Genomic DNA, 26,281 nt, shown 5'->3' on the forward strand with positions numbered 1-26,281 from the left:
AGGAATGAACAAAACGCTAATCGCCGCAGCTGTGGCAGGGATAGTTTTACTCGCTTCAAATGCTCAGGCACAAACCGTACCGGAAGGCTATCAGTTGCAGCAAGTGCTCATGATGAGCCGCCATAACTTACGTGCGCCGCTGGCGAACAATGGCAGTGTGCTGGAACAATCCACACCGAATAAATGGCCAGGATGGGACGTCCCTGGTGGGCAGCTCACCACCAAAGGCGGTGTGCTGGAAGTGTATATGGGCCACTATATGCGTGAGTGGCTGGCAGAGCAGGGGATGGTGAAATCGGGTGAATGCCCGCCGCCGGACACCGTTTATGCCTATGCCAACAGCCTGCAACGTACCGTCGCAACCGCGCAGTTCTTTATTACTGGCGCATTCCCTGGGTGTGACATTCCAGTCCACCACCAGGAAAAAATGGGCACCATGGACCCAACCTTTAACCCAGTGATCACCGATGATTCCGCCGCATTCAGTGAACAGGCGGTGGCGGCAATGGAGAAAGAGCTCGGCAAACTCCAGCTTACCGACAGCTACAAGCTACTGGAAAAAATCGTTAACTATAAAGATTCTCCTGCCTGTAAAGAGAAGCAACAGTGTTCGCTTGTAGATGGAAAAAACACCTTTAGCGCGAAGTATCAACAAGAACCGGGCGTTTCCGGGCCGCTGAAAGTCGGCAACTCGCTGGTAGATGCGTTTACTTTGCAATACTACGAAGGTTTTCCGATGGATCAGGTGGCGTGGGGAGAAATCAAATCTGACCAGCAGTGGAAAGTGTTGTCGAAGCTGAAAAACGGTTACCAGGATAGCCTGTTTACCTCACCGGAAGTGGCGCGCAATGTTGCGAAACCACTGGTCAGTTATATCGACAAAGCGCTGGTGACAGATCGCGCCAGTGCACCGAAAATCACGGTGCTGGTGGGGCACGACTCAAACATTGCCTCTCTGTTAACGGCACTGGATTTCAAACCGTATCAGTTGCATGACCAGAACGAACGCACGCCGATTGGCGGTAAAATCGTTTTCCAGCGTTGGCATGACAGCAAAGCTAATCGCGATTTGATGAAAATTGAATATGTGTACCAGAGTGCGGAACAGTTGCGTAATGCTGATGCGTTAACGTTGCAGGCTCCGGCTCAGCGCGTGACGCTGGAATTAACCGGCTGCCCGATAGACGCTGATGGTTTCTGCCCAATGGATAAGTTTGATAGCGTGTTGAATGAAGCGGTGAAATAACAGAAAACTCCCCCGCGTGAAGCGGGGGAGTCGCTGGTTAAACGTTTTTACGTTCGATGGTCTGTTCGCCCCAAAAAAGCGAATCTTTATCGGTCTTAGCAAAGGCTTTGACTAACACTTCATCGCTACCTTCTTCCCAAATCTTTTCCGCCATTTTTTCGTCGTACCCGGCGACTTCGAAAATGGCCTCGGCTATTTCCGGCGACGTATTGCGCAGAGATGCCCATTCACCGACGTGATGAGCTTTCGCTTCTTGAGTTGGCATGCGTATCCTCCTGTTGAAGATTAGCCGTTAAGTTTAACTGCCAGACCTGCGACATATTCCCCTTGATAACGAGCAATAGACAGTTCTTCCTGGCTGGGCTGGCGTGAACCGTCACCGCCTGCGATGGTGGTTGCGCCGTACGGCGTACCGCCGCGAACCTGTGAAACGTCAAATAATTCCTGCGCTGCGTAGCCAATGGGGACAATCACCATGCCATGATGCGCAAGGGTCGTCCAGGTGGATGTGATGGTTTGTTCCTGACCACCGCCAGTACCTGTGGAGCTAAAGACGCTCGCCAGTTTGCCGTACAGCGCGCCGGAAGCCCACAGGCCGCCCGTCTGGTCGAGGAAGGTACGCATATGACCGGACATGTTGCCAAAGCGGGTAGGTGTACCAAAAATGATGGCGTCGTAATCGGCCAGTTCTTGCGGGGTTGCAACCGGTGCAGTTTGTGTTTTACCGCCTGCTTTTTCGAATAATTGCGGCGGCATGGTTTCCGGTACACGCTTAACGACAACTTCTGCGCCATCCACTTTGCTTGCGCCTTCAGCGACTGCGCGCGCCATCGTTTCAATATGTCCGTACATGGAATAATAAAGCACCAGAACTTTAGCCATTTCTAACCACTCCTCGTGTTATCTCTATTCCGTAGCGATTCGCTACCACTTATTTAAAGATAAGACGTCCTTTTCAGAGTGCAAATTTCACAACCACTTATTTGATTTATAACAACTTTCACAAGCACGTAATTTTGTCGCAAAATGACACATTTTTATCTCATTGCGTTTTTTTAATCATAAGAGCGGCTTATGGATAATTATTGGAGATGATATCTATTCTCGCTAAGAAGCTGTTGCAGGATATTACTAAATGCGGGTCTGCCCGCGTCAGTTCACTAAGCTTAGTCCCACGTAGCGAAAATATGGTAGCCGCCATACGCCGCGTTAATTCTATGCAATATGATGTCTATACCCAGACGGAGGTCAGTAATGGCAAACCATCGAGGCGGTTCCGGCAATTTTGCAGAAGACCGCGAAAGAGCATCAGAAGCAGGTAAAAAAGGTGGACAGCACAGCGGGGGTAATTTCAAAAATGACCCGCAGCGCGCATCTGAAGCAGGTAAAAAAGGTGGCAAGAGCAGTCACGGTAAAAGCGACAACTAGCCGGGCTAATCAATGACGCATGCATTTTTGTCTGTAGCTCGTCAAAAAGCCATCACCGCCGGTTACCCCGGCGGTTTTCTGTTTATGGTTCCTGATGAACAACTTCTGGCGGAGGAACGTCAACCAACCTTCTGCTCAACAACGCATTGAGTAAAATCGCGCCAAAGGTTGCTGTACCGATCCCTCCCAACGTAAAACCGCCCAGCGTGAGAGCAAAATCACCCGCACCAAGCACTAAGGTTACTGCGACCATAATCAAATTACCGTTCTGGCTTAAATCCACACGGTTTTGTACCCAGATCCGTGCGCCTGCGACGGCAATCAGCCCGAACACAACAATTGAAGCACCACCAATCACCGGTGCAGGAATGGTATGGATCAGCGCGCCAAATTTCGGCGAAAAGCCCAACAGCAAGGCGATGACGGCAGCAGCAACAAACACCAGCGTCGAGTAGACTTTGGTCACGGCCATCACACCGATATTTTCAGCATAGGTGGTTACGCCGCTACCGCCGACAGAGCCGGAAAGCATCGTTGCCAGCCCATCGCCTACGAATGCCCGCCCCATATACGGGTCCATATTGCGTCCGGTCATCCCGGCTACCGCCTTCAGATGACCTAAGTTTTCCGCCACCAGAATAACCGCCACGGGCGCAATCAGCATCATTGCCTGACCATTAAAACCAGGAGTGGAGATATGTGGCAGACCGAACCAGGCAGCATGGCTGACGAGAGTAAAATCGACGGCTTTTCCCAGCCCTAAAACGTTGGTCATCACGCCATACAGCAGACAGGCGACAATTAATCCTACGAGAATCAATAATCGCTGGATCATGCCACGGGTAAACACCGCCACCAGCCCAATACACAGCACCGTCATTACCGCCATCCAACTATCAAAGGCCGAAGCCGATACACTTTTCACTGCGATAGGCGCTAAGTTCAGGCCAATCGCCATCACCACCGCACCCGTCACAACCGGCGGCATTAGTCGTTCAATCCAGCGCGTACCGATTTTCATCACCACCAGGCCAATGACGGTATAAACCAGCCCACAGGCGATAATCCCGCCCAGCGCGATGCTGATATTCGGATTAATTCCCTGACCATTAAAGCCCGTCGCGGCGATCACCACGCCGACAAAAGCCGCGCTGGAACCGAGATAACTGGGGACGCGCCCGCCGGTAATAAAGAAAAACAGTAACGTGCCGATCCCCGACATTAAAATGGAAAGGTTGGGATCCAGCCCCATCAGAATCGGCATTAACACTGTCGCGCCAAACATTGCCACCGCGTGTTGAACACCCATCACTGCCGTTTGAGCAAACGGCAATCGTTCATCCGGCGCGACCACGCCGCTCTCTGTAGAGGTCGATTTTAACTGCCAGTGAGGAAAACCGAACATTGCCATCAGCTGTCTCCTTAAGGAGGTTAACAAGCAGGGCGCATTAGCGCGTGATAACTGCGATCGAACCACACCAGTCCGTAGGGAGTAGCGTGACGACGAATCGCCTCGATGGCGCAAAACAGGATGTCGTGGGTGCCGATGCTCACCACCTGGCTGATGCGGCAGTCAAATGAAACCAGTGCTTCTTCCAGTTGCGGGCATCCGGTTACGCCAGTCTGCCAGCGGGCGGCGGCAAAGCGGTGTTCCATGGGCGTTTTACCGCCAAAAAGGTTTGAAAGCGGCTCCTGCCCGGCGCTAAGTGTATTTACACACAGCGTTCGGTTTTCATTAAATACCGGCCAGACGGATGCCCCACGATTCAGGCACACCAGTAATGTGGGCGGTGTGTCGGTTACGCTACAGACGGCGCTGGCGGTGAAGCCAGCACGCCCGGCGGGACCGTCCGTGGTGATGATATTGACTGCCGCACCCATACAGGACATCGCATCGCGAAAGGTTTGTTGATCGACAATGTTCATAGTTTGCTCCTTACAACAGCCCGCAGGCTACTTCAAAGGACAGACGTGGCAGGCGCGCATAAAGCTTGCTGCTATCGCCATAGCCGATGTTAATCAGCAGGTTGCTTTTCAGCGAGCTACCCGCAAAAAAGGCGTCGTCCACGTGTTGACGGTCAAAACCCGACATCGGGCCGGTATCCAGCCCCAGCGCACGGCAGGCGACGATTAGATAGGCCGCCTGCATGGAACTGTTGCGAAACGCTGTTTCTTCGGCAAGTTGTGGGCTGGAGGTAAACCAACTGCGGGCATCGCCGTGAGGAAACAGCTGTGGTAACCGTTCATAAAATTCACTGTCCCAGGCGACGATCGCGGTGACGGGCGCGGTCAGGGTTTTTTGCAGATTGCCGCTGGAAAGCGCCGGGCGCAGACGTTCTTTTCCTTCTGCAGTGCGGATAAACACGATCCGTGCCGGAGAACAGTTAGCTGATGTCGGCCCCCATTTCATCAGGGCATAAATCTCCCGTAATGTCTCATCGCTGACGGGTGTCTCTCGCCAGCCGTTGTGAGTGTGGGCATCGGTGAACAGGGTGCTAAGCGCACCAGGGCTAACGGCTTCGTTCATAGCAATTCCTTACAGGGCGGCTTCACGGTGATGTAACAGGCTGGCAAGCCCGTTGAGTAACAGAGCATTAAACGTTTCGGGATCGGTCACGTTGCAGGCGTGTCCGCCATAGCGCATCACCATTTTCTGGCTATCGGGCAGGGCGGCATGAAGTTCACTGGAACAGGCTGATGGCACGAGCAGATCATCACTGGCGCAGATGATTTGCACCGGGCAGCGGATGCGATCCGTATGGCGACTAAAGTCAGCACGTTTGAGGGCGTTAAGTCGACGCAGTAAATTGTTTTTGCCCTGAAAATGCGCCAGTGCCAGCGCGTCCTCCGCTTCAAGGCGAGGGGCGCGGGCCGCCATCCAGTCGGCGGGGTAGAGGAACAACGGCTGCGCTTCCACCCATGCCTGCGCGCCGCCGCTATGCAGTAATCGTTCGCGAACCTGAAAACAGCGGCGGGTATGGGCGTTTATTCGTAGCCAGCCGTTAACGCTGACCAGTGCAGTGACCGATGCGGGATAATCCAGCGCCAGCTGCATTCCCACCAGCGCCCCGAGCGCATGGCCGATCACCGCATAACGCTCAATCCCCACACTCATCAGCGCCTGATGCAGTTCCTCTGCCATCTGCGCCAAACTGTAGTCTTCCGCCAGCGTATCTGGATTATTTCCGGTACCGCGCTGGTCGTAACAGACTACCTGATACTCCTGCTCCAGCACCGCCAGTTGCGGCAACCAGTAATTGCCGCTGCCGCCAAGACCCGAAATCAATACCACTACGGGCGCATCAGCATAAGGGGGAGGTGAGAGTGAAAGTTTCATCGCCACCTCACTTAGCGATATGCGCAATCGTGGCGATTTCCACCAGCGCGTCAGGCTTTACCAGTCCGCACTGAATGCAGAATCGCGCCGGTTTATCATCAGGGAAAAACTCGGCGTAGATTTCGTTAATCGCGGCGTAATTTTTCCAGTCGGTAATAAAGATGCTGTTGAAGGTCACGTCCGCCATCGTGCCACCCGCCGTCTCGATAACCTTGCGGATGGTCTCCAGAACGTGGCGGGTTTGCGCCTTTGGGTCATCGGCAAACAGCACGTTATTATGTTGATCAAAAGCCAGCGTGCCGGAGACATACACCACGCCATCAGCCAGCGTGCCGGGAACGAAGGGGGCCAGCGGTGCGCTGCTGCCAGCAGGAATAATTACGGATTTCGGCATCATTAAACTCCTTAAGCGATACGGGCAAAGGACGTGGGAGAAAGCGCGTCGCAGAACGTTTCGACGTCGCTGACCCAGCCAAAAAAGGTTTCGATATTGAACAACGCGGCTTTCTGCGCAAACTCCGGCCCTGCCTGGTGGGTTGCGTCTTCCAGCACCACGCCGAAATACTCCAGAAAAAAGCCGTCGCGCAGCGTCGATTCGACGCAGACGTTGGTAGCGATACCGGTGAAAATCAGGTGGCGAATTCCGCGGCTGCGCAAAATGCTGTCCAGCGGCGTATTGAAGAAACCGCTATAGCGCGGCTTCGGCAGCACAATATCGCCAGGCTGCGGCACCAGCTCATCCACCAGTTGATAGTCCCATGAGCCTTTCGCCAGTAATTTTCCCTGCAACTGCGGCTGCTTACGCATGGTCTTCAGGGCGTTCGATTTATGAAAATTAGGTGAGCCGGGGCCGCCAGCCTCGACATACTGTTCATCCCAGCCATTTTGAAACCAGATGATCAACATCCCTGCTGCTCGCGCCGCGGTCACGGCAGTTTGGATATTGGCAATGACCGGGCGAGTGGTTGAGACATCAAACCCGGCGAGATCTAAATAGCCACCTGGTGTGGCATAAGCGTTTTGCATATCCACCACGATCAGCGCACTTTGCTGCGGATCGAAGGTAATGGCTTCCGGTCGAGCGGTTAAGGTTTTCATCACGCGACCTCCTGAGTAAGCGCGGGGAGATGGGCGCGGCACTGCATTAGCGGCTGAATGCGCTCGCCGAAGGTTTCGATTCCCGACAGAAAATCATCGAAGGTCAACAGCACGCCTTCGGCACCAGGTACGCTTGCGACTTCATCTAACATGCGCGCGACACTGGCGTAAGAACCGACTAACGTCCCCATATTGATATTCACCGCCGAAGTGGGATCGGCCATCTGACGGACGTTGGTGTCAGTACCGGAGCGGGTATCTTTCTGACTTTGTTCGGTTAGCCAGCTTAACGCCTCTTCATCCGCGCCCGCTTTGTAGTGTTCCCATTTTGCACGAGCGGCATCGTCGGTTTCGTCGGCAATCACCATAAACAACACATAAGAGCCAACGTCGCGCCCGGTTTGCGCTGCGGCCTGTTTCATCCGCGCAGCGGTCGGGGCGAAAGCCGTGGGTGTATTTACGCCTTTGCCGAAACAGAAGTTGAAATCGGCATACTGGGCGGAGAACGCCATGCCAGCGTCGCTTTGCCCGGCACAGATCACTTTCATGGGTACGCTCGGTTGTGGACTGACGCGGCAATCGTTCATGGTGAAAAAATCGCCTTTAAAATCGCTTTTCCCCGTTCCCCACAGGTCGCGCAGCACCTGGACATATTCGGTGAGATAGTCATAACGACGGGAAAAATAGTCATCGCCAGGCCAGATGCCCATCTGCTCATACTCGGGTTTTTGCCAGCCAGTCACCAGGTTTACGCCAAAACGCCCGCCAGAGATGGAGTCAATGGTTGCGGCCATACGGGCGACGATTGCCGGAGGTAACGTTAAGGTGGCAGCTGTCGCGTATATCTGAATGCGCGAGGTCACGGCTGCCAGCCCCGCCATCAAGGTGAACGACTCAAGGTTGTGATCCCAGAACTCAGTTTTGCCGCCAAAGCCACGCAGTTTGATCATCGACAGGGCGAAATCGAAATGGTAGTGCTCCGCTTTTTGCACAATGGCTTTATTCAGTTCAAAGGTCGGCATGTACTGCGGCGCGTGGGTCGAAATGAGCCAGCCGTTGTTGCCGATAGGTACGAATACGCCAATTTTCATCATCAACCTCTCTTCGTCTCGAAAAGTGAAAGTCAGACGGGGCGCTGCATCCTGCATATCCTTTTCAGCCGCGTAATGGTTTGTTTGCAAAGCGGATGCCAGTTTTTAAAAAGTGAATGTTATTAATATGTTAATGTTAAGTTGTCTAAAATGTCTGGAAAAAAGTGGACTAAACGGTCAAAACAGTTGCACATAAAACATGCATTCGTGCGCGATGAGAGTGCAGAAGGTCGAGGCCGGGCGGGGGTTTTGCTATCCTGTTGCCAATCAACAAGAGGGGAGAGCGCATGACGCAAGGCGCAGTGAAAACAACGGGTAAGCGTTCGCGCGCAGTAAACGCGAAGAAAAAAGCGATTCTTAGCGCAGCACTGGACACTTTTTCACAATTCGGTTTTCACGGCACAAGGCTGGAGCAGATCGCGGAGTTGGCGGGTGTTTCAAAAACCAATCTGCTGTATTACTTCCCGTCTAAAGAGGCGCTGTATATTGCCGTGCTGCGACAAATTCTGGATATCTGGTTGGCACCATTGAAGGCGTTTCGTGAAGATTTCGCCCCACTGGCAGCGATTAAAGAGTACATCCGTCTGAAGCTGGAAGTCTCCCGCGATTATCCGCAGGCTTCGCGCCTGTTCTGTATGGAGATGCTGGCAGGCGCACCGTTATTAATGGATGAGCTAACGGGCGATTTGAAAACGTTAATTGATGAGAAATCGGCGCTGATTGCCGGTTGGGTTAAAAGCGGCAAACTCGCGCCGATTGACCCGCAGCATTTGATTTTTATGATTTGGGCTTCCACTCAACATTACGCCGATTTCGCCCCTCAGGTGGAGGCGGTGACAGGCGCAACGTTGCGCGATGAGGTGTTTTTCAATCAAACGGTTGAAAACGTGCAGCGGATTATTATTGAGGGGATTCGACCACGTTAAAGATGCCGGAGGAGGTTGTAACATCCTCCGGCTACCTATTTAACCGATCGTCATTAAACTGGCGTTACCGCCAGCGGCAGCGGTATTCACGCTCAGCGAACGCTCGATATACAACCGTTCCAGCAGGATATTGCTTTCGCCACGGGCAAAACCCTGCACCGAAACAATTGCGCCATCCCGCGCGGCAACGGCTTCACACAATGCGCGAAGCTGATCCGAATCACCGTGGAAGATCACCGCATCAAACGGTTGAGCGGTTATATTCTCCGCTTTCGCCAGTTGAATACGTTCGCTGACTGCCGATGGTAATGCTTTCACTAACTGACGATGCAGCGCATCATCAGGCCACAGCACCTGGCTGCCCACTGCCAGCACGGCGGAGAGCTGAGTCAGCGCATCCTGTTCATCATCCGCAATACACAACACGCGCTCACGCGGCAGCAGCGTCCAGGTGTTGCGTTCACCCGTCGGCCCTGGCAGCAATCGTTGTGTTCCTGCCTGCGCCAGCTCGCTATATTGCGTACATAACGCCTGCAATTCTGGACGGTTTGCCGCCCATTCCCGTAGTGCATTTAGCGGCTGAGTCAATGCGGCTTTCAACTGTGCATCGACTGGATACTCCGCATCCTGACGCGCGAGCGTCACCGCCAGCGCACTTTCCGGGCGATTCGCCAGCAGACGGTAGAGATAGAGCGGACCGCCTGCTTTCGGCCCGGTGCCGGACAACCCTTCGCCGCCGAACGGCTGCACCCCAACCACTGCGCCCACCATATTACGGTTAACATACAGATTACCGACATGGGCCGAGCCAGTGACCTGGGCAATGGTTTCATCAATGCGCGTATGGACGCCAAGCGTCAGACCATAACCGGAAGCGTTAATCTGTTCGATCAGTTCCGGCAACTGGTTACGGTTGTAACGCACCACATGCAACACCGGACCAAAGACCTCTTTTTGTAATTCGGCAAAGTCATCCAGTTCGATCAGCGTCGGAGCGACAAAGGTGCCGCTTTGCCATTCACGGGCATCTTCACTGTTTTCCCGCACCGCCTGGAACACCGGACGGCCTTTGCTACGCATGGTCTGAATATGGCGCTCAATATTGGTCTTCGCTTCGCCATCAATCACCGGACCGATATCGGTGGTCAGGCGACCCGGATTACCCATCCGGCATTCGGCCATTGCACCGCGCAGCATTTTCAACGTGTGGTCGGCAATCTCATCTTGCAGGCATAGCACGCGCAGCGCCGAACAACGCTGACCTGCACTGTCGAAGGCCGAGGCCAGTACATCCACGACGACCTGTTCGGTTAGGGCGGAGGAATCGACAATCATCGCGTTCATGCCGCCGGTTTCCGCAATGAGTGGAATTGGGCGGCCCTGAGCGTCCAGGCGGCTGGCGATATTGCGTTGCAGTAACGTAGCGACTTCGGTTGAACCGGTAAACATCACCCCGCGCACGCGATCATCACCCGTCAGTTGCGCGCCTACGGTTTCACCCTGACCGGGCAACAACTGCACCACGCCTGGCGGTACACCCGCTTCCAGCAAAATGGCAATCCCTTGTGCGGCAATCAGCGGCGTTTGTTCTGCCGGTTTTGCCAGTACGCTGTTACCTGCCGCCAGTGCGGCAGCGATTTGCCCGGTGAAAATCGCCAGCGGGAAGTTCCACGGGCTGATACATACCACTGGCCCTAATGGACGGTGGGTTTCGTTAGCGAAATCATCCCGCACCTGTCCCGCGTAGTAGTGGAGAAAATCGACGGCTTCACGCACTTCGGCAATGGCGTTACTGAAGGTTTTTCCGGCCTCACGTACCAGAATACCAATCAGTTGCTGCATCTGACTTTCCATCAGTACGGCAGCGCGATGCAAAATCGCCGCGCGTTCGGCCGGAGGCGTGGCAAACCAGATTGGCGCGTTATTAACTGCACTTTCCAGCGCCTGTTCTACTTCACGCGGTGTGGCTTCACGCACATAGCCCACAATATCTTTCGGTTCCGCCGGGTTGATAACGGGTGACATTTCACCAGCCGCTACCGGTTGTTCCAGCATTGGCAAGGCCTGCCATTTTTGCAGTGCACTGTTGAGCAGGGCAGAGGAGAGTGATGCCAGCCGGTGTTCATTGGCGAGATCCAGCCCTGCCGAGTTGTCGCGCCCGTGACCGTAAAGATCGCGCGGCAGGGGAATTTTCGGATGGGGTAATCCAGTTTGCCCTTCCTGTTGCGCCAGTTTTTCTACTGCAGTGACTGGATCGGCAACCAGTTCATCCAGTGGCAAAGAGGTATCAGCAATACGGTTAACAAACGAGGTGTTAGCACCGTTTTCCAGCAGGCGACGCACCAGATATGCCAGCAGTGTTTCATGGGTACCGACCGGAGCATAAATACGACACGGTCGGTTAAGTTTACCGTCGGCAACTTTCCCGGTGACCTGCTCATACAGTGGCTCGCCCATACCATGCAGGCACTGGAACTCGTACTGACCCGGATAGTAGTTTTGACCCGCCAGTTGATAAATTGCCGCCAGCGTGTGGGCGTTGTGCGTTGCAAACTGCGGGTAAATGAGATTTGGCACCGCCAGCAGCTTTTTCGCACAAGCGAGATAAGAAACATCGGTATACACCTTGCGGGTATAAACCGGATAACCTTCAAGGCCGTCCATTTGCGCACGTTTGATTTCACTATCCCAGTACGCGCCTTTCACCAGGCGAATCATCAGACGACGACGGCTGCGGGTGGCGAGATCAATCAGGTAATCGATCACCAGCGGGCAGCGTTTTTGATAAGCCTGAATAACAAAACCGATGCCGTTCCAGCCTGCCAGTTCAGGCTCGAAACAGAGTTTTTCCAGCAGATCGAGGGAGATCTCCAGACGATCGGCCTCTTCGGCATCAATGTTAATACCAATATCGTACTGACGCGCCAGCAAGGTTAATGATTTCAGACGTGGGTAAAGCTCTTCCATTACCCGGTCATACTGGGCGCGGCTGTAGCGCGGATGCAGCGCCGACAGCTTGATTGAAATGCCCGGACCTTCATAAATGCCGCGACCATTGGAGGCTTTACCAATGGCGTGAATCGCCTGCTGATAGGAAACCATATATGCCTGCGCGTCCGCTGCGGTCAGTGCGGCTTCGCCCAGCATATCGTAGGAGTAACGGAAACCTTTCTCTTCCAGCTTGCGGGCATTGGCTAACGCTTCCGCGATGGTTTCACCCGTGACGAACTGCTCGCCCATCAGACGCATCGCCATATCCACACCTTTGCGGATCAGCGGTTCGCCACTCTTACCGATAATGCGATTCAGCGAACGGGAGAGGCTGGCTTCGTTATGGGTAGAAACCAGTTTGCCGGTAAAGAGAAGCCCCCAGGTGGCAGCATTAACAAACAGCGACGGGCTACGACCAATGTGTGACTGCCAGTTACCGTTGCTGATTTTGTCGCGTATTAGCGCATCACGGGTGGCTTTGTCGGGAATACGCAATAGCGCTTCCGCCAGACACATCAGCGCCACGCCTTCCTGCGATGACAGCGAAAACTCCTGCAATAATCCCTGAACCATGCCTGCGCGACCACTGGCATTTTTTTGATTACGCAGTTTATCGGCCAGTTGATACGCCAGTTTATGCGCCTGTTCAGCAACCGGCTGCGGCAGGCGAGCTTGTTCCAGCAGCATAGAAACCGCTTCGGTTTCCGGGCGGCGATAGGCGGCGGTGATAGCCGCACGGGAAACCGACTGTGGCAAAATTTGCTCGGCAAAGTCGAGGAATGGCTGGTGTGGTTCCTCTGCCGGATTCGGTACTTCATCGCTTTCATTGGCCGCGCCAGAAAGCAGCGCAGGTAGCTCTGGCAGAGTATCGCTGTTTTCCAGTTGTTCAAGATAAGAAAAAATCGCCTGCTTAATTAACCAGTGCGGTGTGCGATCGATACGTGTCGCGGCAGACTTAATGCGTTCACGCGTCGCGTCGTCCAGCTTAACCCCCATGGTGGTGGTTCCCATGCCATTACTCCTGTTGTTCTGAAAGGTGCAACTTAACGTTATCGTGAAATATCCATGATGTTGCAACTTTGTGCAACCATGTTAAATGTGACCTGCGTAGCAAGCTTAAAAATGAATGAAATGTTAATAAAAGAAATCGATATGACAGGGATTAAAAAAATAACTCAGACTTTTTCTCTGCGGCAGTTAACATTTTTGAAAGGTGCAACCACAAAAAATGTGAGGGAGTGCAACCTGATGAAAAATAGTATCGCTGAGCACTAAAATTTAATGTAAATGGTGTGTTAAATCGATTGTGAATAACCAGCGCTTCCGGCAGGATACGGTCGCCCTGGGAAAACATAAACTCTGTTACCCCGTTCCGGTGGCAGATATAACGGCAAGTTTCAACATTGCCGATAATAATTTTTTGGAGACTTTAGATGGCTATTAGCACACCGATGTTGGTGACATTCTGTGTCTATATTTTTGGCATGATATTGATTGGGTTCATCGCCTGGCGATCAACCAAAAACTTCGACGACTATATTCTTGGCGGTCGCAGCCTTGGGCCATTCGTGACGGCATTATCGGCAGGTGCGTCGGATATGAGCGGCTGGCTGTTAATGGGATTACCGGGTGCAGTCTTTCTTTCCGGGATTTCCGAAAGCTGGATCGCCATTGGCCTGACATTAGGCGCGTGGATTAACTGGAAGCTGGTGGCCGGGCGCTTGCGTGTGCATACCGAATACAATAATAACGCCTTAACATTGCCGGATTATTTTACCGGGCGTTTTGAAGATAAAAGCCGTATTTTGCGCATTATCTCCGCGCTGGTAATTTTGCTGTTCTTCACCATTTATTGTGCTTCGGGCATTGTGGCTGGCGCGCGTCTGTTTGAAAGCACCTTCGGCATGAGCTACGAAACGGCTCTGTGGGCGGGAGCTGCGGCGACGATCCTTTACACCTTTATTGGCGGCTTCCTTGCGGTGAGCTGGACTGACACTGTACAGGCCAGCCTGATGATTTTTGCCCTGATCCTGACGCCGGTTATCGTGATCATTAGCGTCGGTGGGTTTGGCGACTCGCTGGAAGTGATCAAACAAAAGAGCATTGAAAACGTGGATATGCTCAAAGGATTGAATTTTGTCGCCATTATCTCGCTGATGGGCTGGGGGCTGGGTTACTTCGGTCAGCCGCATATTCTGGCGCGTTTTATGGCGGCGGATTCTCACTATAGCATTGTCCATGCGCGTCGTATCAGCATGACCTGGATGATCCTCTGTCTGGCAGGCGCGGTGGCGGTCGGTTTCTTCGGCATTGCATACTTTAACAATAATCCAGCGGTTGCCGGTGCGGTAAACCAGAACTCTGAGCGCGTGTTTATCGAACTGGCACAAATATTGTTTAACCCGTGGATTGCCGGGATTCTGTTGTCGGCGATTCTGGCGGCGGTGATGTCGACGTTAAGTTGCCAGTTGCTGGTGTGCTCCAGTGCGATTACCGAAGATCTGTACAAAGCATTTCTACGTAAACATGCCAGCCAGAAAGAACTGGTGTGGGTAGGGCGTGTGATGGTGTTGGTGGTGGCGCTGGTGGCAATTGCGCTGGCGGCGAATCCTGAAAACCGTGTGCTGGGCTTAGTAAGCTACGCGTGGGCAGGCTTCGGTGCGGCGTTTGGTCCGGTGGTGCTGTTCTCGGTGATGTGGTCACGCATGACGCGTAACGGTGCACTGGCGGGGATGATCATTGGCGCGCTGACGGTTATTGTCTGGAAACAGTTCGGCTGGCTGGGTCTGTACGAAATTATTCCGGGCTTTATCTTCGGTAGCATTGGGATTGTGGTGTTTAGTTTACTGGGTAAAGCACCGTCAGCGGCAATGCAAAAACGCTTTGCTGACGCCGATGCGCACTATCATTCAGCGCCGCCGTCACGGTTGCAGGAAGGGTAAGGGAAGGCGTTTTACCGAAAATCCCACGTCATAATCAGAAGCAGGCAGAGGGCAATCAGTGATTGCCCTCTGCATTTTCTCTCAAAAAAAATTTACATTTCCTCATCATTATCACTACATTCCGCTTGTGTTTTTCTTCACCGTAATGATAATCGCTATCACTGCGATTTACTTTTCTTTGCATAGATTGACTCAGAAAAACGTTTAAGGGTGGGTGGCATGTTTGTTCCGTTTCTCATTATGTTGCGCGAAGGACTTGAAGCCGCGCTGATTGTCAGCCTGATTGCCAGCTATCTTAAGCGTACCCAGCGAGGTCGATGGATTGGTGTCATGTGGATTGGCGTGTTGCTAGCCGCTGCGTTGTGCCTGGGGCTGGGTATATTCATTAATGAAACTACCGGCGAATTTCCGCAAAAAGAGCAGGAATTGTTCGAAGGTATCGTGGCGGTGATTGCCGTGGTGATCCTCACCTGGATGGTTTTCTGGATGCGTAAAGTGTCGCGCAACGTCAAAGTGCAACTGGAACAGGCAGTCGATAGCGCATTGCAGCGTGGGAATCATCATGGCTGGGCGCTGGTGATGATGGTCTTTTTTGCCGTTGCAAGGGAAGGGCTGGAGTCGGTCTTTTTCCTGCTGGCGGCGTTTCAACAAGATGTCGGTATCTGGCCTCCGCTGGGTGCAATGCTCGGTCTTGCTACAGCCGTGGTGCTCGGCTTCCTGCTCTACTGGGGCGGTATTCGCCTCAATCTTGGCGCGTTTTTTAAATGGACCAGCCTGTTTATTCTCTTCGTCGCCGCAGGGCTGGCTGCTGGTGCTATTCGCGCGTTTCATGAAGCCGGGCTGTGGAACCACTTTCAGGAAATCGCCTTCGATATGAGCGCGGTGCTCTCAACTCACTCGCTGTTCGGTACGCTGATGGAAGGTATCTTTGGTTATCAGGAAGCGCCGAGCGTCAGCGAAGTCGCCGTCTGGTTTATTTATCTCATCCCGGCGCTGGTGGCATTTGCTCTGCCGCCGCGCGCAGGGGCGACAGCGTCTCGCTCCGCGTAACGAAAATGACGCAAACTCTTGCTTAGTTACAACATACTTTAAAGGGATCGTCTCGTCATGACCATTAACTTCCGCCATAGTGCACTGCAATTAAGCGTGGCTGCGCTGTTCTCCTCTGCTTTTATGGCTAACGCTGCTGATATTCCGCAGGTCAAAGTCACTGTGACAGATAAACAGTGCGAACCGATGACCATTACGGTTAACGCCGGGAAAACACAGTTCATTATTCAGAACCACAGCCAGAAGGCGCTGGAGTGGGAGATCCTCAAAGGCGTGATGGTGGTGGAAGAGCGGGAAAATATCGCCCCTGGTTTTAGCCAGAAAATGACGGCGAATTTACAGCCTGGCGAATACGATATGACCTGCGGTCTGCTGACTAACCCGAAAGGGAAGTTGATCGTTAAAGGTGAAGCAACGGCGGATGCGACGCAAAGTGATGCGCTGTTAAGTCTTGGTGGTGCAATTACTGCATATAAAGCGTATGTCATGGCGGAAACCACGCAACTGGTGACCGACACCAAAGCCTTTACCGACGCTATTAAAGCAGGCGATATAGAAAAAGCGAAAGCACTGTATGCGCCGACGCGCCAGCACTATGAGCGCATCGAACCGATTGCTGAGCTGTTCTCTGATCTGGATGGTAGCATTGACGCCCGTGAAGATGATTACGAGCAAAAAGCCGCCGATCCGAAATTCACCGGTTTCCACCGTCTGGAAAAAGCATTGTTTGGCGACAATACCACCAAAGGAATGGATCAGTATGCTGACCAGCTTTATACCGATGTGGTCGATTTGCAAAAACGCATCAGTGAACTGGCTTTCCCACCTTCAAAAGTGGTCGGCGGCGCAGCCGGACTGATTGAGGAAGTAGCAGCCAGCAAAATCAGCGGTGAAGAAGATCGCTACAGCCACACCGATCTGTGGGACTTCCAGGCTAACGTTGAAGGCTCGCAGAAAATTGTCGATCTGCTGCGTCCACAACTACAAAAAGCCAACCCGGAACTGCTGGCAAAAGTCGATGCTAACTTCAAAAAGGTCGATACCATTCTGGCGAAATACCGTACCAAAGACGGTTTTGAAACCTACGACAAATTGACCGATGCCGATCGTAATGCGCTGAAAGGGCCGATTACTGCGCTAGCGGAAGATCTGGCGCAACTTCGCGGTGTGCTGGGGCTGGATTAAGCGTTATGCAGTATGAAGATGAAAACGGCGTGAATGAACCGTCACGCCGACGTTTACTAAAAGGGATTGGCGCGCTGGCACTGGCGGGAAGTTGCCCGGTAGCGCATGCGCAAAAACCACTAAGTGCGCCGGGGACGCTTTCACCGGATGCGCGCAGTGAAGCGCAGCCGTTTTATGGCGAACATCAGGCGGGTATTCTGACGCCGCAGCAGGCGGCAATGATGCTGGTGGCGTTTGATGTGCTTGCCAGCGATAAAGCTGATCTTGAGCGATTGTTTCGCTTGTTGACTCAGCGTTTTGCTTTTCTGACTCAGGGCGGAGCGGCACCAGAAACGTCAAATCCACGCCTGCCGCCACGCGATTCCGGCATTCTTGGCGGCTACATTGCGCCCGATAATCTCACCATCACGTTATCGGTGGGCCACTCATTGTTTGATGAGCGTTTTGGCCTTGCGCAGCAGATGCCGAAAAAGTTGCAGAAGATGACACGTTTCCCTAACGACTCGCTTGATGCGGCGTTATGTCATGGTGATGTGTTGCTACAGATTTGCGCCAATACCCAGGACACGGTGATCCATGCACTGCGCGATATCATCAAACACACGCCGGATTTGCTCAGTGTGCGCTGGAAGCGGGAAGGGTTTATTTCCGACCACGCAGCGCGTAGTAAAGGCAAAGAGACGCCGATAAATTTGCTGGGTTTCAAAGACGGCACTGCTAATCCTGACAGCCAAAATGCGAAATTGATGCAAAAAGTAGTGTGGGTGACGGCAGATCAGCAGGAGCCTGCGTGGGCTATCGGCGGCAGCTACCAGGCGGTGCGTTTGATTCAGTTTCGAGTGGAATTTTGGGACAGAACGCCGCTGAAAGAACAGCAGACAATTTTTGGTCGCGACAAACAAACCGGTGCGCCGCTGGGAATGCAGCATGAGCATGATGTTCCCGATTACGCCAGTGATCCGGAAGGGAAGGTGATCGCGCTGGACAGCCATATCCGGCTGGCGAATCCCCGCACGACGGAGAGCGAGTCTAGTCTGATGCTGCGTCGTGGCTACAGTTATTCGTTGGGTGTTACCAACTCCGGGCAACTGGATATGGGGTTGCTGTTTGTCTGCTACCAACACGATCTGGAAAAGGGCTTCCTGACAGTACAAAAAAGGTTGAATGGCGAGGCGCTGGAGGAATACGTTAAACCCATCGGCGGCGGTTATTTTTTTGCGCTGCCGGGGGTGAAGGACGCGAACGATTATCTCGGAAGCGCATTACTGCGGGTTTAATGTTTTTAGGCGTATAAGGCGTTTACGCCGTACCAGGCGTTCGTGCGTTCGTGCGTTCGTGCGCTGATGCCTGATGCGACGTTTGCGCGTCTTATCATGCCTACAATCGGTGCGGGTTCGGTAGGCAGGATAAGGCGTTCACGCCGCATCCGGCGTTCGTGCGTTGATGCCTGATGCGAATCCTGCTGAAAGCACACAGCTTTTTTCATCACTGTCATCACTCTGTCATCTTTCCAGTAGAAACTAATGTCACTGAAATGGTGTTTTATAGTTAAATATAAGTGAATATATTGTTGCAATGAATGCGAGATCTGTTGTACTTATTAAGTAGCAGCGGAAGTTCCCGGCAGTGATAGTCAGTCACTATGGAGATCGCGGATGGTAACGTCCTGTTCTGGACAATGTTTTGTTAAGCAAGGCTCCACCACTCGCGGAGATTTCTCCTCCGGTAGCAACTTCGTCACTCTGTATTTTTCTCACTTCCTCTCTTTACTCGTGTTACCGACGCCGCAAACGGTGTGCGTAGCCGTTTTTCGGCATTTTATCCAACAGCAAACTATGGCTTACAAGGAAGCCAACCCTCTGATGTTCGTGCGCATAATCGCGCTGCCAACGGCGCGTGTGATGAATACAAACAACTCAAGGTGCTCTCCATGGGAAGACAAAAAGCAGTGATCAAAGCTCGTCGCGAGGCAAAACGTGTGCTGAGACGGGATTCGCGCAGCCATAAGCAGCGTGAAGAAGAATCGGTCACCTCGCTTGTGCAGATGAGCGGCGTAGAAGCCATTGGTATGGCCCGCGACAGTCGCGATACCTCGCCCATCCTCGCGCGTAATGAAGCGCAATTGCACTATCTGAAGGCTATTGAGAGTAAGCAGCTGATATTCGCTACGGGCGAAGCCGGGTGCGGAAAAACCTGGATCAGTGCCGCAAAAGCGGCAGAGGCCCTGATACATAAGGATGTCGACAGGATTATCGTCACCCGTCCAGTTCTGCAAGCCGATGAAGATCTTGGTTTCTTACCTGGTGATATCGCAGAAAAGTTTGCTCCCTATTTTCGCCCGGTCTACGACGTGCTGGTCCGTCGCTTAGGGGCTTCCTTTATGCAGTATTGCCTGCGACCGGAAATAGGGAAGGTGGAAATTGCGCCGTTCGCCTATATGCGTGGACGTACCTTTGAAAATGCAGTCGTCATTCTTGACGAGGCGCAGAATGTGACTGCCGCGCAAATGAAAATGTTTTTAACCCGCCTCGGGGAGAACGTGACGGTTATCGTCAACGGTGATATCACGCAATGCGATTTGCCTCGCGGCGTGCGCTCCGGATTAAGTGACGCGCTGGAACGTTTCGAAGAAGATGAAATGGTCGGGATCGTCCGATTCGGTAAAGAGGATTGCGTACGTTCAGCACTTTGCCAACGTACGCTACATGCATACAGTTAAGTGTATTATCGGCGCAGAGCCCGGGCGAACCGGGCTTTGTTTTGGGTGTTTATGCCCGGACTAGCGCTTTTTCTGAAACAACCATTTTTATTTGCCCCTGGCTGGTGAAGTGTACGCTCATCCTGTGGCTTTTTTGTAGTTGCTGATAGAGCTCATCAGGTATTGCTAAGCTCTCTGCATATTCTTGCGGCGTATATTGGTAGGCTGCATGATGCTGCTGTTTTTGAAAACGCAGCTTATTGTACAGCGCCCAGACAATTAACACGACGGCATTCGCCACTGCCAGCAAAAAATAGAACTGAAGTCGGCTTCTGGCCTCGCTTTGCCAGTAATAACCCGTCAGCAGATCCATGGTGAATAAGAATATGAACAAAGCAAATAATGTCCATAAGATGGTTGTGGCAACATAATCAACCATTAAACGTACTGGCGATTGTCGGGTCGTAATAATTAAATTGTTCATATTAACCTCTCAGAATCCCTCGATCGGGACTTACCCAACGGGCGCGTTGCTTTTTAGGCATCAACATGACTCGTGTAAATGATACCAATGTCGTTGCCAGGCTCAGCATCCAGAAAATAACCGGGAACCAAATAATCCAGAAAAGCGATGAAGTCAGATTATGCTCATAGCGATTCTCGATCATCAGGCTGACAATAAATTGCAGTAAACATAACGTACACAATAATATTCCGGCAGTATGTGTCGCAGCGATATGTGTCAATTCAATATTTAACGGTACACCTGCAAGTTGGACTGCGTAAATAATGAAACCGACCAGGCAGGTAAAGGCCCATATTGTCGTCAGACAGTATTCAAAAAACAGTGGCCACATTCGAAAGTTTTCTTTGCGCCATAGCCTTGTCATATTTTTGAGGAATACTTCTGCACCGCCCTGAGCCCAGCGCAGGCGCTGTTTCCACAGCCCTTTTAACGTTTCAGGCATTAATATCCAGCACAGCGCCCGTGGCTCGTAAAAAATCGTCCACTGATTCAACTGCAGCTTCCAGCTAATATCAATATCTTCGGTGATCATATCGTCACTCCAGTAACCCACTTCTGCCAGGGCGCTGCGACGAAATGCGGCAATAACACCAGAAACGGTAAATACGTTTCCATAGATACGCTGGGTTCGCTTGATCAAACCAATAATTGAGGAATACTCGCCAACCTGAATTTTACCCACCAGGGTAGAACGTGTTCGAATACGAGGATTACCGGTTACGGCACCCACACGCGGGTTGTACAACATCGGTTCCACAATATATGCCGCCGCATCGCGGTCTAATAACGCATCGCCATCAATGCACACCAGATATTCACTTTTCGCCGCGGCAGCTCCGGTTTTAAGCGCAATGGCTTTCCCCTGGTTTTGCGCCAGATGAATGACCCGCAGGTGGGGAATTTGTGCAGCCATGCGATCCAGGATGGCACGGGTTTTGTCTGTTGAACCGTCATTTACGGCAATAACTTCAATGTTCTCATAACGCTGTGCTAAAGCGGCGTGTATGGTTTCCTCAACGTTTTTCTCCTCATTAAAACAGGGAATGATAATGGAGATAGACGGATTATCTTTCAACTGGGGAGCTGGTGCGTTTTCTCCCCACGGCCAGTGGCGTTCACGATAGACCCAGAAATAGACGCCGCCAACAATCCACATAATGGACATAAAAAACGGCCAGAAGAAAACGAACCTCATCATCAGTTCACCAGAGTGAAAGTACGCTACGCATAGGGGTATGCATAACACCAGACATAATATAAAAAACGATACGATGCGATTAATCATTTTTCGGATACCAGGCTGTTGAAAACTCAGGACGAATAACGTCTATTTCAGGTTGGTTATGCAGAAAATTGTCGGGATAATAACCATAGTTTTTCATTCCATTCAGTTGTAATAGGCTCATCCAGTGAGCGAGTTGTTGCGAAGAAATAGCCTGATGCTGACCATTTTTCTGCCAGTTTTGTGCCTGTAATTCTAAAATAGATTTGTCTTTAGCCTGAGGGATGTTTTTAATTTGATTGGTCAATTGTATTAACCATTGGTCAGCCGATTTTTCTGCGACACCTTCCATATAAGGCATAGCCATAATAGCGGTCCAGTCATAGCTTTTTAGGAAATCAGCATAATTCTGTGCAAACCAGGCTTCACTTTCAGGTTGTATTACCGGAAGTGCAAAAATATTTCGTGCAGTTTTAACATGTGGACCGCGAATGGCTTTTACGCGCGCACTAAGTTCTAAAGTGAAGTCAGTTAACGCACGACTTTTAAAGCGGGTCCACTGTTTAAATTGCTCCGGGTTTTGTCGAATTTCGCTCAGACTCCCGCTAAAGCCTGCTTGCTGATAAGCCGTGATAGCCGGTGCACTGGCATCTTCATAATCTGAAAGCAAAGCATCATCGTGGAACAATATGCCATCAAAAGCAGCATGTCCGGCAAGATCTTCATATAACATGCCAACTTGTGCTCTGACCCTGTCATCAAAAGGAGATAGACGGCGATATTGTTCAGGATGAATTTGTGCTTTTTTCTCCCCTGTTGGTAAATATTTTACTCGCGTTAATGTGGGATCTAAATCCCAGCTTAATACCGGCATCCACGCATAAACTTTTACACCTGAGCGGGTACGTAATTGCCAGACAACCCGACTAAAAATATCTGCTTTCATTGGTAGCAAACGATTTGGAAACCAGACCTCTTTGACCAGCCCATCACCATCGGGATCAGCAAATGCCTGCAAATACACGGTTGATATTTGCATATCTTTCACCCGCTGAATTAGCACATCAATATTGCGATCCATTTGCTGGCGGTTTTCGTCATAAACGTAATCAAGATCGATATGCATTACCCGTTGTGATGATTTTTCCTGTACGGTAATAATTTGCTGGGCAAACTCTTTTAATGAGGGATTATTGGCGATTAATACTCGCGGAATGGAATCCAATTGTGACGCATTTGCCAAACCTGATTCAAGGGTGAAGAACATGTCATAACCGAGTTTTTTTAATTCCTCTATCGCTATGCCATTCGCTTCGCCATAAGGCCAAACAAAAACGTGTGGATTTACCTTAGCCTTTGTACGCAGGTATTCCGTCATTTTTACAGCATCCAGACGAATTCTTTCCCGGTATTCTGCTGCGGTTTCATACCGTGCGTGGTCAGTAAAATATGCACGATTTACATATACAGGCAATAAGCTGCCGGTGGCATTAGCCTGAATACCGTAGTGAGAATTCCATGTATGAGAAGCGACCTCAACGAGCCGGGAACGCGCAACTTCTCGCACTTGTTGCCACGTGGCAAAATATTCTCGATCGACCATCTCATCGCCAAATTTTACTTGTTCATCCGCTGGCGTATCGACCCAACTGCCGACGGGGGCCCATACAGCAGGCCACTGGAAGGCCTGAAGAATTGGGAAGACGCGGGTATAAAAACTCTGGTAGCCGTCATCAAAAGTCAGCACTACTGCTTTTTCCGGTAGCGGTTTTCCTCCTCGATGTGCTTCACGAATTTGAGCAATACTGACCGGTTGATAACCGTTCTCGCGCAGCCAGGCAAATTGTTCACGCAGTGCTGATGTCCGCACTGACATAAAACGCTGGTCGGCAGCTTCGTCTTCAACGTTATGCCATGAAATCGCCACAAAACCATTATGCGGCCACGGTTGCTCGGCGAGTAAAGATTCGCGATCCTGTGGCGGTATAAATGATGTTCTTGACTGGCTAATGCACGCAGTGAGCATAATTATACTCACCAGCATCAGGAGATATTTATTTCCATTACGTAACATATTTATCCTTAAAATCTGAATGTCATATCGAATTCAACGTATAAGTTGTTTTCTCTGTCACCGTCATAAGGTCGTTTTTCCCAGCGTAGCGTTGCGCCAGCATCAATCACGTCATTCCAGCTAATGCGTTGCCCGTAGCCGAGTTGGGTGACGACATCCGTGCCATAATGTTTTTGCCAGGAGGCACCAACACCTGCGCTGAAGATTTGCTCCCAGCTATTTTCATAGCTTCGCCATAACAAATGACTTGCCTCAAATGCCGGAACAATATCGAACATTTTTATAGGGTTGTAGTATGGGGTGTCGTGTTCTGTATTTTGTTCGTAATACAGATTGGGGAGGAAATCGACAATCAAATATGGTGAAGACCAGATGCGTTCCTGACCCTCAAGTGAGACTTCATGACGCTGATTACTGTCAGAAAAATCAGTGAAAGCCCAAGAGACACCGTACTTACGCCGCTCATTTTGATACCAGCGAACATAAGCCTGTGCACTGTTGCCTGTAACACCATTTTTCATTGCCCGTAATGGAACGCGGTGAGAGAGGCGTTCCAGTTGCGAACCAATACGCCAGTTATCATTAAAATCATACCAGCCAGACAGGCGCGCGCCGGGTTTATGCTCATGATTGAAAAAGCGTTCGGTGTACTCCGCCTCAAGCCAGATATTACGTGACCGCCACTCAACACCCGCAAGCCAGTCGCGAATAATCCCTTTTCCTTCGCTAAATTGTCCATCGGCATAACCGAATCCAGCAAAACCGCGCCAGTTATCATTCAGCGGTGGTGAATAAACGATGGTGGTTAAGTCGACATCATGTTTGCCACTATCCGGACCTTCGGCATCAATTCCTGTTGAACCAGCGATACGAAGCTCTGCAAGATTATGTACATCAACCGCACGTTTTAAACGTACAACGCCGGGATCTTGCGGTTCACGTTCGACAACATCGTGCGTTAAGACCGCTGCCTGCTGCCATTCTTGTAACGTTAATGCTGTCCAGGCTTGTTCAACCTCCAGATTAATATTACGTGGCTCGATCACTTCTGCTTTTTTTAATTCATTTTCTGCCGCACGAGGCCAACCGCGGGCTTGTAACACACTCGCGTAATCAATGCGCAGTCCCTGATTTCCTGGTGCGTTATAAGCAAGCTCTCTGGCTGTCATTTCAGCCTGAGGAAGATCATTACTATATTTTGCTACGGTTGAGAGAAACGAATGCCCCTGTAACCAGGTATCATTCGGGATGCTCGTAGGCGTGCCCATTAACCGAAGGAAAGGCGGCGAAGTATTAATGGTATGTTGGGTGACAGTTAGCGCGCCGGGATAATTTTCACTCTCCAGGTGGCTGTAAAAGAGATCCGCAAGTTCTTCATCGGATAAATCCGGGGCAATGGTCTCCTTGTGATAAAAGAGCTCTGTCATTATTGACTGTGCTTTTTTTGGCTGATGTTCTTTGAGATAAGCCGACGCAACCCAATATTGCGCCCAGGGCGGAATAATTTGCCCCGTCTTTTTTAAACGCTGATAGTGAGAAATAACGTCTTTATAACGATCGCGAGTTAATAACGCGCCAAGATGATCAACCTGAATACGCTGGTACTGGGCAGTGCGGTCAGGGTTATCATGCCACAGAATTTCTAATGCAGCGTATTGGGCGAGGGCGCGATCGGCAATGGCATAACGTTCACTTTCACTGCGCGTAGGCATAAACGACAGTCTGACCAGTTCGGCATGAATATCAGCGCGAATATCTGGCGTTAAATTGGCATCGTCAATCGCGGCAGCAAGTTGATTATTCCGTAATGCCTGCACGTATTCTGTGGGATATTGTTGCGTTAAGGCATTTTCAGGTAATGACCCTGTCATCGCCCGTAATTCATCCTCATGCCGCCCCGCCAGTTTATAGATATAGGCTTCTGCGAGTAAATTAGCTTTGTTCGGTGCTCCAGAGTTAAGCTGCTTAAGTTTAACCAGCGCAGAATCATAGTGACCCGCATCTGCCAGGGTTAAAATTTGTCCCCGTTGATAATCCTTATTTTGCGACTCCAGAGAGAGTGCCTTTTGCCACAGTGTAAGCGAGTTTTGCCATTGTTGCAGGTTACGATAAGCGACGGCGACAGCTGCATAACCACGCGCTGGTAATTGCTGATGACGGTAGCGGTTGTAAACGGTAATAACCTGTTTATCTTGCCCGGCCCATAAGGCAATCTGTAACCAGTCAGCAATTTGGTTATTACTGAGTGCTGATTTTTGTGCAAACCATAACAAAGCTGGCTGAGTATTTCCCTTGCGAGCTTCGATAATCAATGCATCATAGGCATTATTAACAGCACTCTTCGCCGCGGGACTCGCTGCTAAAAATGCGGCAGTAAGAATTTTCAAAGCCCATTTGGTTTTCGGGCACCTTTTTCTGCTACTTGAATACATCCTGTATTACTCCATGTATTGCCAAAATCTCTCTC

General features: G+C 51.3%; 23 protein-coding genes. 9 read left to right on the top strand and 14 right to left on the bottom strand.

All coding sequences use genetic code 11. The features are described 5' to 3' along the window. Window positions 1-4 precede the first annotated feature (4 nt). On the top strand, window positions 5-1,246 hold the full coding sequence (gene agp / locus BEB54_RS05545) for a bifunctional glucose-1-phosphatase/inositol phosphatase (protein WP_105277095.1): 1,242 nt from the start codon (window positions 5-7) through the stop codon (window positions 1,244-1,246). 37 nt (window positions 1,247-1,283) lie between these two features. Here the strand turns inward: agp and BEB54_RS05550 are convergent, their stop codons facing one another. Then, window positions 1,284-1,511 (bottom strand): YccJ family protein, encoded by a 228-nt coding sequence (locus BEB54_RS05550; protein ID WP_001143120.1) that lies wholly within the window; start codon window positions 1,509-1,511, stop codon window positions 1,284-1,286. A 20-nt stretch (window positions 1,512-1,531) separates the two neighbouring features. Continuing rightward, complete coding sequence (gene wrbA / locus BEB54_RS05555) at window positions 1,532-2,128, bottom strand: NAD(P)H:quinone oxidoreductase (protein WP_105282150.1); 597 nt, start codon at window positions 2,126-2,128, stop codon at window positions 1,532-1,534. Window positions 2,129-2,500: 372 nt separating this feature from the next. Here wrbA and BEB54_RS05565 point away from each other — a divergent pair, with 372 nt between their 5' ends. Continuing rightward, complete coding sequence (locus BEB54_RS05565; RefSeq protein WP_001273658.1) at window positions 2,501-2,674, top strand: general stress protein; 174 nt, start codon at window positions 2,501-2,503, stop codon at window positions 2,672-2,674. An 82-nt stretch (window positions 2,675-2,756) separates the two neighbouring features. On the opposite strand, the gene rutG is transcribed toward BEB54_RS05565, so the two are convergent. Genes rutG through rutA form a run of 7 tightly spaced genes read right to left on the bottom strand, consistent with a single transcriptional unit; the run spans window position 2,757 to window position 8,200 of the window. Beyond that, a complete protein-coding gene (gene rutG, locus BEB54_RS05570) occupies window positions 2,757-4,085 on the bottom strand; it encodes a pyrimidine utilization transport protein G (RefSeq protein ID WP_105277097.1) in 1,329 nt (442 codons plus the stop codon). 20 nt (window positions 4,086-4,105) lie between these two features. Then, window positions 4,106-4,600 carry an NADH-dependent FMN reductase RutF gene (gene rutF / locus BEB54_RS05575; protein WP_105277098.1) on the bottom strand — a complete coding sequence of 165 codons (495 nt, stop codon included), beginning with the start codon at window positions 4,598-4,600 and terminating at the stop codon, window positions 4,106-4,108. 10 nt (window positions 4,601-4,610) lie between these two features. Next, window positions 4,611-5,201: a malonic semialdehyde reductase gene (locus BEB54_RS05580; RefSeq protein ID WP_105277099.1), complete on the bottom strand. Its 591-nt coding sequence runs from the start codon at window positions 5,199-5,201 to the stop codon at window positions 4,611-4,613. Window positions 5,202-5,210: 9 nt separating this feature from the next. Continuing rightward, window positions 5,211-6,011: a pyrimidine utilization protein D gene (gene rutD, locus BEB54_RS05585; RefSeq protein ID WP_024212188.1), complete on the bottom strand. Its 801-nt coding sequence runs from the start codon at window positions 6,009-6,011 to the stop codon at window positions 5,211-5,213. Between the two features lie 7 nt (window positions 6,012-6,018). Next, a complete protein-coding gene (gene rutC, locus BEB54_RS05590) occupies window positions 6,019-6,405 on the bottom strand; it encodes a 3-aminoacrylate deaminase (RefSeq protein ID WP_032183904.1) in 387 nt (128 codons plus the stop codon). 11 nt (window positions 6,406-6,416) lie between these two features. Next, window positions 6,417-7,109 (bottom strand): peroxyureidoacrylate/ureidoacrylate amidohydrolase RutB, encoded by a 693-nt coding sequence (gene rutB, locus BEB54_RS05595; protein ID WP_032302833.1) that lies wholly within the window; start codon window positions 7,107-7,109, stop codon window positions 6,417-6,419. Next, window positions 7,109-8,200, bottom strand: a complete 1,092-nt coding sequence (gene rutA, locus BEB54_RS05600; RefSeq protein ID WP_001353302.1) for a pyrimidine utilization protein A — start codon at window positions 8,198-8,200, stop codon at window positions 7,109-7,111. The genes rutB and rutA overlap by 1 nt, the downstream gene beginning before the upstream one ends. A gap of 287 nt (window positions 8,201-8,487) precedes the next feature. Here rutA and rutR point away from each other — a divergent pair, with 287 nt between their 5' ends. Continuing rightward, on the top strand, window positions 8,488-9,126 hold the full coding sequence (gene rutR / locus BEB54_RS05605; protein ID WP_105277102.1) for an HTH-type transcriptional regulator RutR: 639 nt from the start codon (window positions 8,488-8,490) through the stop codon (window positions 9,124-9,126). A gap of 39 nt (window positions 9,127-9,165) precedes the next feature. On the opposite strand, the gene putA is transcribed toward rutR, so the two are convergent. After that, window positions 9,166-13,128 (bottom strand): trifunctional transcriptional regulator/proline dehydrogenase/L-glutamate gamma-semialdehyde dehydrogenase, encoded by a 3,963-nt coding sequence (gene putA / locus BEB54_RS05610; protein ID WP_105277103.1) that lies wholly within the window; start codon window positions 13,126-13,128, stop codon window positions 9,166-9,168. A 54-nt stretch (window positions 13,129-13,182) separates the two neighbouring features. Here putA and BEB54_RS05615 point away from each other — a divergent pair, with 54 nt between their 5' ends. The 6 genes from BEB54_RS05615 to phoH all read left to right on the top strand — a co-directional run bounded on the left by BEB54_RS05615 (window position 13,183) and on the right by phoH (window position 20,013). Then, window positions 13,183-13,392, top strand: a complete 210-nt coding sequence (locus BEB54_RS05615) for a hypothetical protein (protein WP_000979518.1) — start codon at window positions 13,183-13,185, stop codon at window positions 13,390-13,392. A gap of 158 nt (window positions 13,393-13,550) precedes the next feature. Continuing rightward, window positions 13,551-15,059 (top strand): sodium/proline symporter PutP, encoded by a 1,509-nt coding sequence (putP, locus tag BEB54_RS05625; RefSeq protein ID WP_001018507.1) that lies wholly within the window; start codon window positions 13,551-13,553, stop codon window positions 15,057-15,059. Between the two features lie 219 nt (window positions 15,060-15,278). Then, the gene (efeU, locus tag BEB54_RS05630) at window positions 15,279-16,109 is read left to right on the top strand and encodes an iron uptake transporter permease EfeU (RefSeq protein ID WP_000497942.1); all 831 of its coding nucleotides are present in this window, start codon (window positions 15,279-15,281) and stop codon (window positions 16,107-16,109) included. A gap of 57 nt (window positions 16,110-16,166) precedes the next feature. After that, complete coding sequence (gene efeO, locus BEB54_RS05635) at window positions 16,167-17,294, top strand: iron uptake system protein EfeO (protein ID WP_105277105.1); 1,128 nt, start codon at window positions 16,167-16,169, stop codon at window positions 17,292-17,294. 5 nt (window positions 17,295-17,299) lie between these two features. Next, window positions 17,300-18,571: an iron uptake transporter deferrochelatase/peroxidase subunit gene (gene efeB, locus BEB54_RS05640; protein WP_105277106.1), complete on the top strand. Its 1,272-nt coding sequence runs from the start codon at window positions 17,300-17,302 to the stop codon at window positions 18,569-18,571. Window positions 18,572-19,224: 653 nt separating this feature from the next. Beyond that, window positions 19,225-20,013 carry a phosphate starvation-inducible protein PhoH gene (gene phoH, locus BEB54_RS05645; RefSeq protein ID WP_000533536.1) on the top strand — a complete coding sequence of 263 codons (789 nt, stop codon included), beginning with the start codon at window positions 19,225-19,227 and terminating at the stop codon, window positions 20,011-20,013. A 49-nt stretch (window positions 20,014-20,062) separates the two neighbouring features. On the opposite strand, the gene pgaD is transcribed toward phoH, so the two are convergent. From pgaD to pgaA, 4 genes are read right to left on the bottom strand one after another with little or no spacing between them, the layout of a single operon-like run. Beyond that, window positions 20,063-20,476 carry a poly-beta-1,6-N-acetyl-D-glucosamine biosynthesis protein PgaD gene (gene pgaD, locus BEB54_RS05650; protein ID WP_001061101.1) on the bottom strand — a complete coding sequence of 138 codons (414 nt, stop codon included), beginning with the start codon at window positions 20,474-20,476 and terminating at the stop codon, window positions 20,063-20,065. A 1-nt stretch (window position 20,477) separates the two neighbouring features. Further along, window positions 20,478-21,803: a poly-beta-1,6-N-acetyl-D-glucosamine synthase gene (gene pgaC / locus BEB54_RS05655; RefSeq protein ID WP_000610451.1), complete on the bottom strand. Its 1,326-nt coding sequence runs from the start codon at window positions 21,801-21,803 to the stop codon at window positions 20,478-20,480. Next, window positions 21,796-23,814 (bottom strand): poly-beta-1,6-N-acetyl-D-glucosamine N-deacetylase PgaB, encoded by a 2,019-nt coding sequence (gene pgaB / locus BEB54_RS05660; RefSeq protein ID WP_032183911.1) that lies wholly within the window; start codon window positions 23,812-23,814, stop codon window positions 21,796-21,798. Before pgaB ends, pgaC begins: the two co-directional genes overlap by 8 nt. Before the next feature lie 8 nt (window positions 23,815-23,822). After that, window positions 23,823-26,246, bottom strand: coding sequence for a poly-beta-1,6 N-acetyl-D-glucosamine export porin PgaA (pgaA, locus tag BEB54_RS05665; RefSeq protein WP_105277107.1), 2,424 nt, complete (start codon window positions 26,244-26,246; stop codon window positions 23,823-23,825). Window positions 26,247-26,281 lie beyond the last annotated feature (35 nt).

The organism is Escherichia sp. MOD1-EC6021, assembly GCF_002965245.1.
GTDB lineage: Bacteria > Pseudomonadota > Gammaproteobacteria > Enterobacterales > Enterobacteriaceae > Escherichia > Escherichia coli_F.

What these genes read in the sequence shown, in the direction of transcription:
- phoH (WP_000533536.1), top strand. Translation starts at nt 19,225, where the DNA reads ATGGGAAGACAAAAAGCAGTGATCAAAGCTCGTCGCGAGGCAAAACGT.
- BEB54_RS05565 (WP_001273658.1), top strand. Translation starts at nt 2,501, where the DNA reads ATGGCAAACCATCGAGGCGGTTCCGGCAATTTTGCAGAAGACCGCGAA.
- agp (WP_105277095.1), top strand. Translation starts at nt 5, where the DNA reads ATGAACAAAACGCTAATCGCCGCAGCTGTGGCAGGGATAGTTTTACTC.
- wrbA (WP_105282150.1), bottom strand. Translation starts at nt 2,128, where the DNA reads ATGGCTAAAGTTCTGGTGCTTTATTATTCCATGTACGGACATATTGAA.
- efeO (WP_105277105.1), top strand. Translation starts at nt 16,167, where the DNA reads ATGACCATTAACTTCCGCCATAGTGCACTGCAATTAAGCGTGGCTGCG.
- rutB (WP_032302833.1), bottom strand. Translation starts at nt 7,109, where the DNA reads ATGAAAACCTTAACCGCTCGACCGGAAGCCATTACCTTCGATCCGCAG.
- rutC (WP_032183904.1), bottom strand. Translation starts at nt 6,405, where the DNA reads ATGCCGAAATCCGTAATTATTCCTGCTGGCAGCAGCGCACCGCTGGCC.
- BEB54_RS05550 (WP_001143120.1), bottom strand. Translation starts at nt 1,511, where the DNA reads ATGCCAACTCAAGAAGCGAAAGCTCATCACGTCGGTGAATGGGCATCT.
- rutA (WP_001353302.1), bottom strand. Translation starts at nt 8,200, where the DNA reads ATGAAAATTGGCGTATTCGTACCTATCGGCAACAACGGCTGGCTCATT.
- efeU (WP_000497942.1), top strand. Translation starts at nt 15,279, where the DNA reads ATGTTTGTTCCGTTTCTCATTATGTTGCGCGAAGGACTTGAAGCCGCG.
- putP (WP_001018507.1), top strand. Translation starts at nt 13,551, where the DNA reads ATGGCTATTAGCACACCGATGTTGGTGACATTCTGTGTCTATATTTTT.
- BEB54_RS05615 (WP_000979518.1), top strand. Translation starts at nt 13,183, where the DNA reads ATGATGTTGCAACTTTGTGCAACCATGTTAAATGTGACCTGCGTAGCA.
- pgaD (WP_001061101.1), bottom strand. Translation starts at nt 20,476, where the DNA reads ATGAACAATTTAATTATTACGACCCGACAATCGCCAGTACGTTTAATG.
- rutF (WP_105277098.1), bottom strand. Translation starts at nt 4,600, where the DNA reads ATGAACATTGTCGATCAACAAACCTTTCGCGATGCGATGTCCTGTATG.
- BEB54_RS05580 (WP_105277099.1), bottom strand. Translation starts at nt 5,201, where the DNA reads ATGAACGAAGCCGTTAGCCCTGGTGCGCTTAGCACCCTGTTCACCGAT.
- putA (WP_105277103.1), bottom strand. Translation starts at nt 13,128, where the DNA reads ATGGGAACCACCACCATGGGGGTTAAGCTGGACGACGCGACGCGTGAA.
- pgaB (WP_032183911.1), bottom strand. Translation starts at nt 23,814, where the DNA reads ATGTTACGTAATGGAAATAAATATCTCCTGATGCTGGTGAGTATAATT.
- rutR (WP_105277102.1), top strand. Translation starts at nt 8,488, where the DNA reads ATGACGCAAGGCGCAGTGAAAACAACGGGTAAGCGTTCGCGCGCAGTA.
- pgaA (WP_105277107.1), bottom strand. Translation starts at nt 26,246, where the DNA reads ATGTATTCAAGTAGCAGAAAAAGGTGCCCGAAAACCAAATGGGCTTTG.
- rutD (WP_024212188.1), bottom strand. Translation starts at nt 6,011, where the DNA reads ATGAAACTTTCACTCTCACCTCCCCCTTATGCTGATGCGCCCGTAGTG.
- rutG (WP_105277097.1), bottom strand. Translation starts at nt 4,085, where the DNA reads ATGGCAATGTTCGGTTTTCCTCACTGGCAGTTAAAATCGACCTCTACA.
- pgaC (WP_000610451.1), bottom strand. Translation starts at nt 21,803, where the DNA reads ATGATTAATCGCATCGTATCGTTTTTTATATTATGTCTGGTGTTATGC.
- efeB (WP_105277106.1), top strand. Translation starts at nt 17,300, where the DNA reads ATGCAGTATGAAGATGAAAACGGCGTGAATGAACCGTCACGCCGACGT.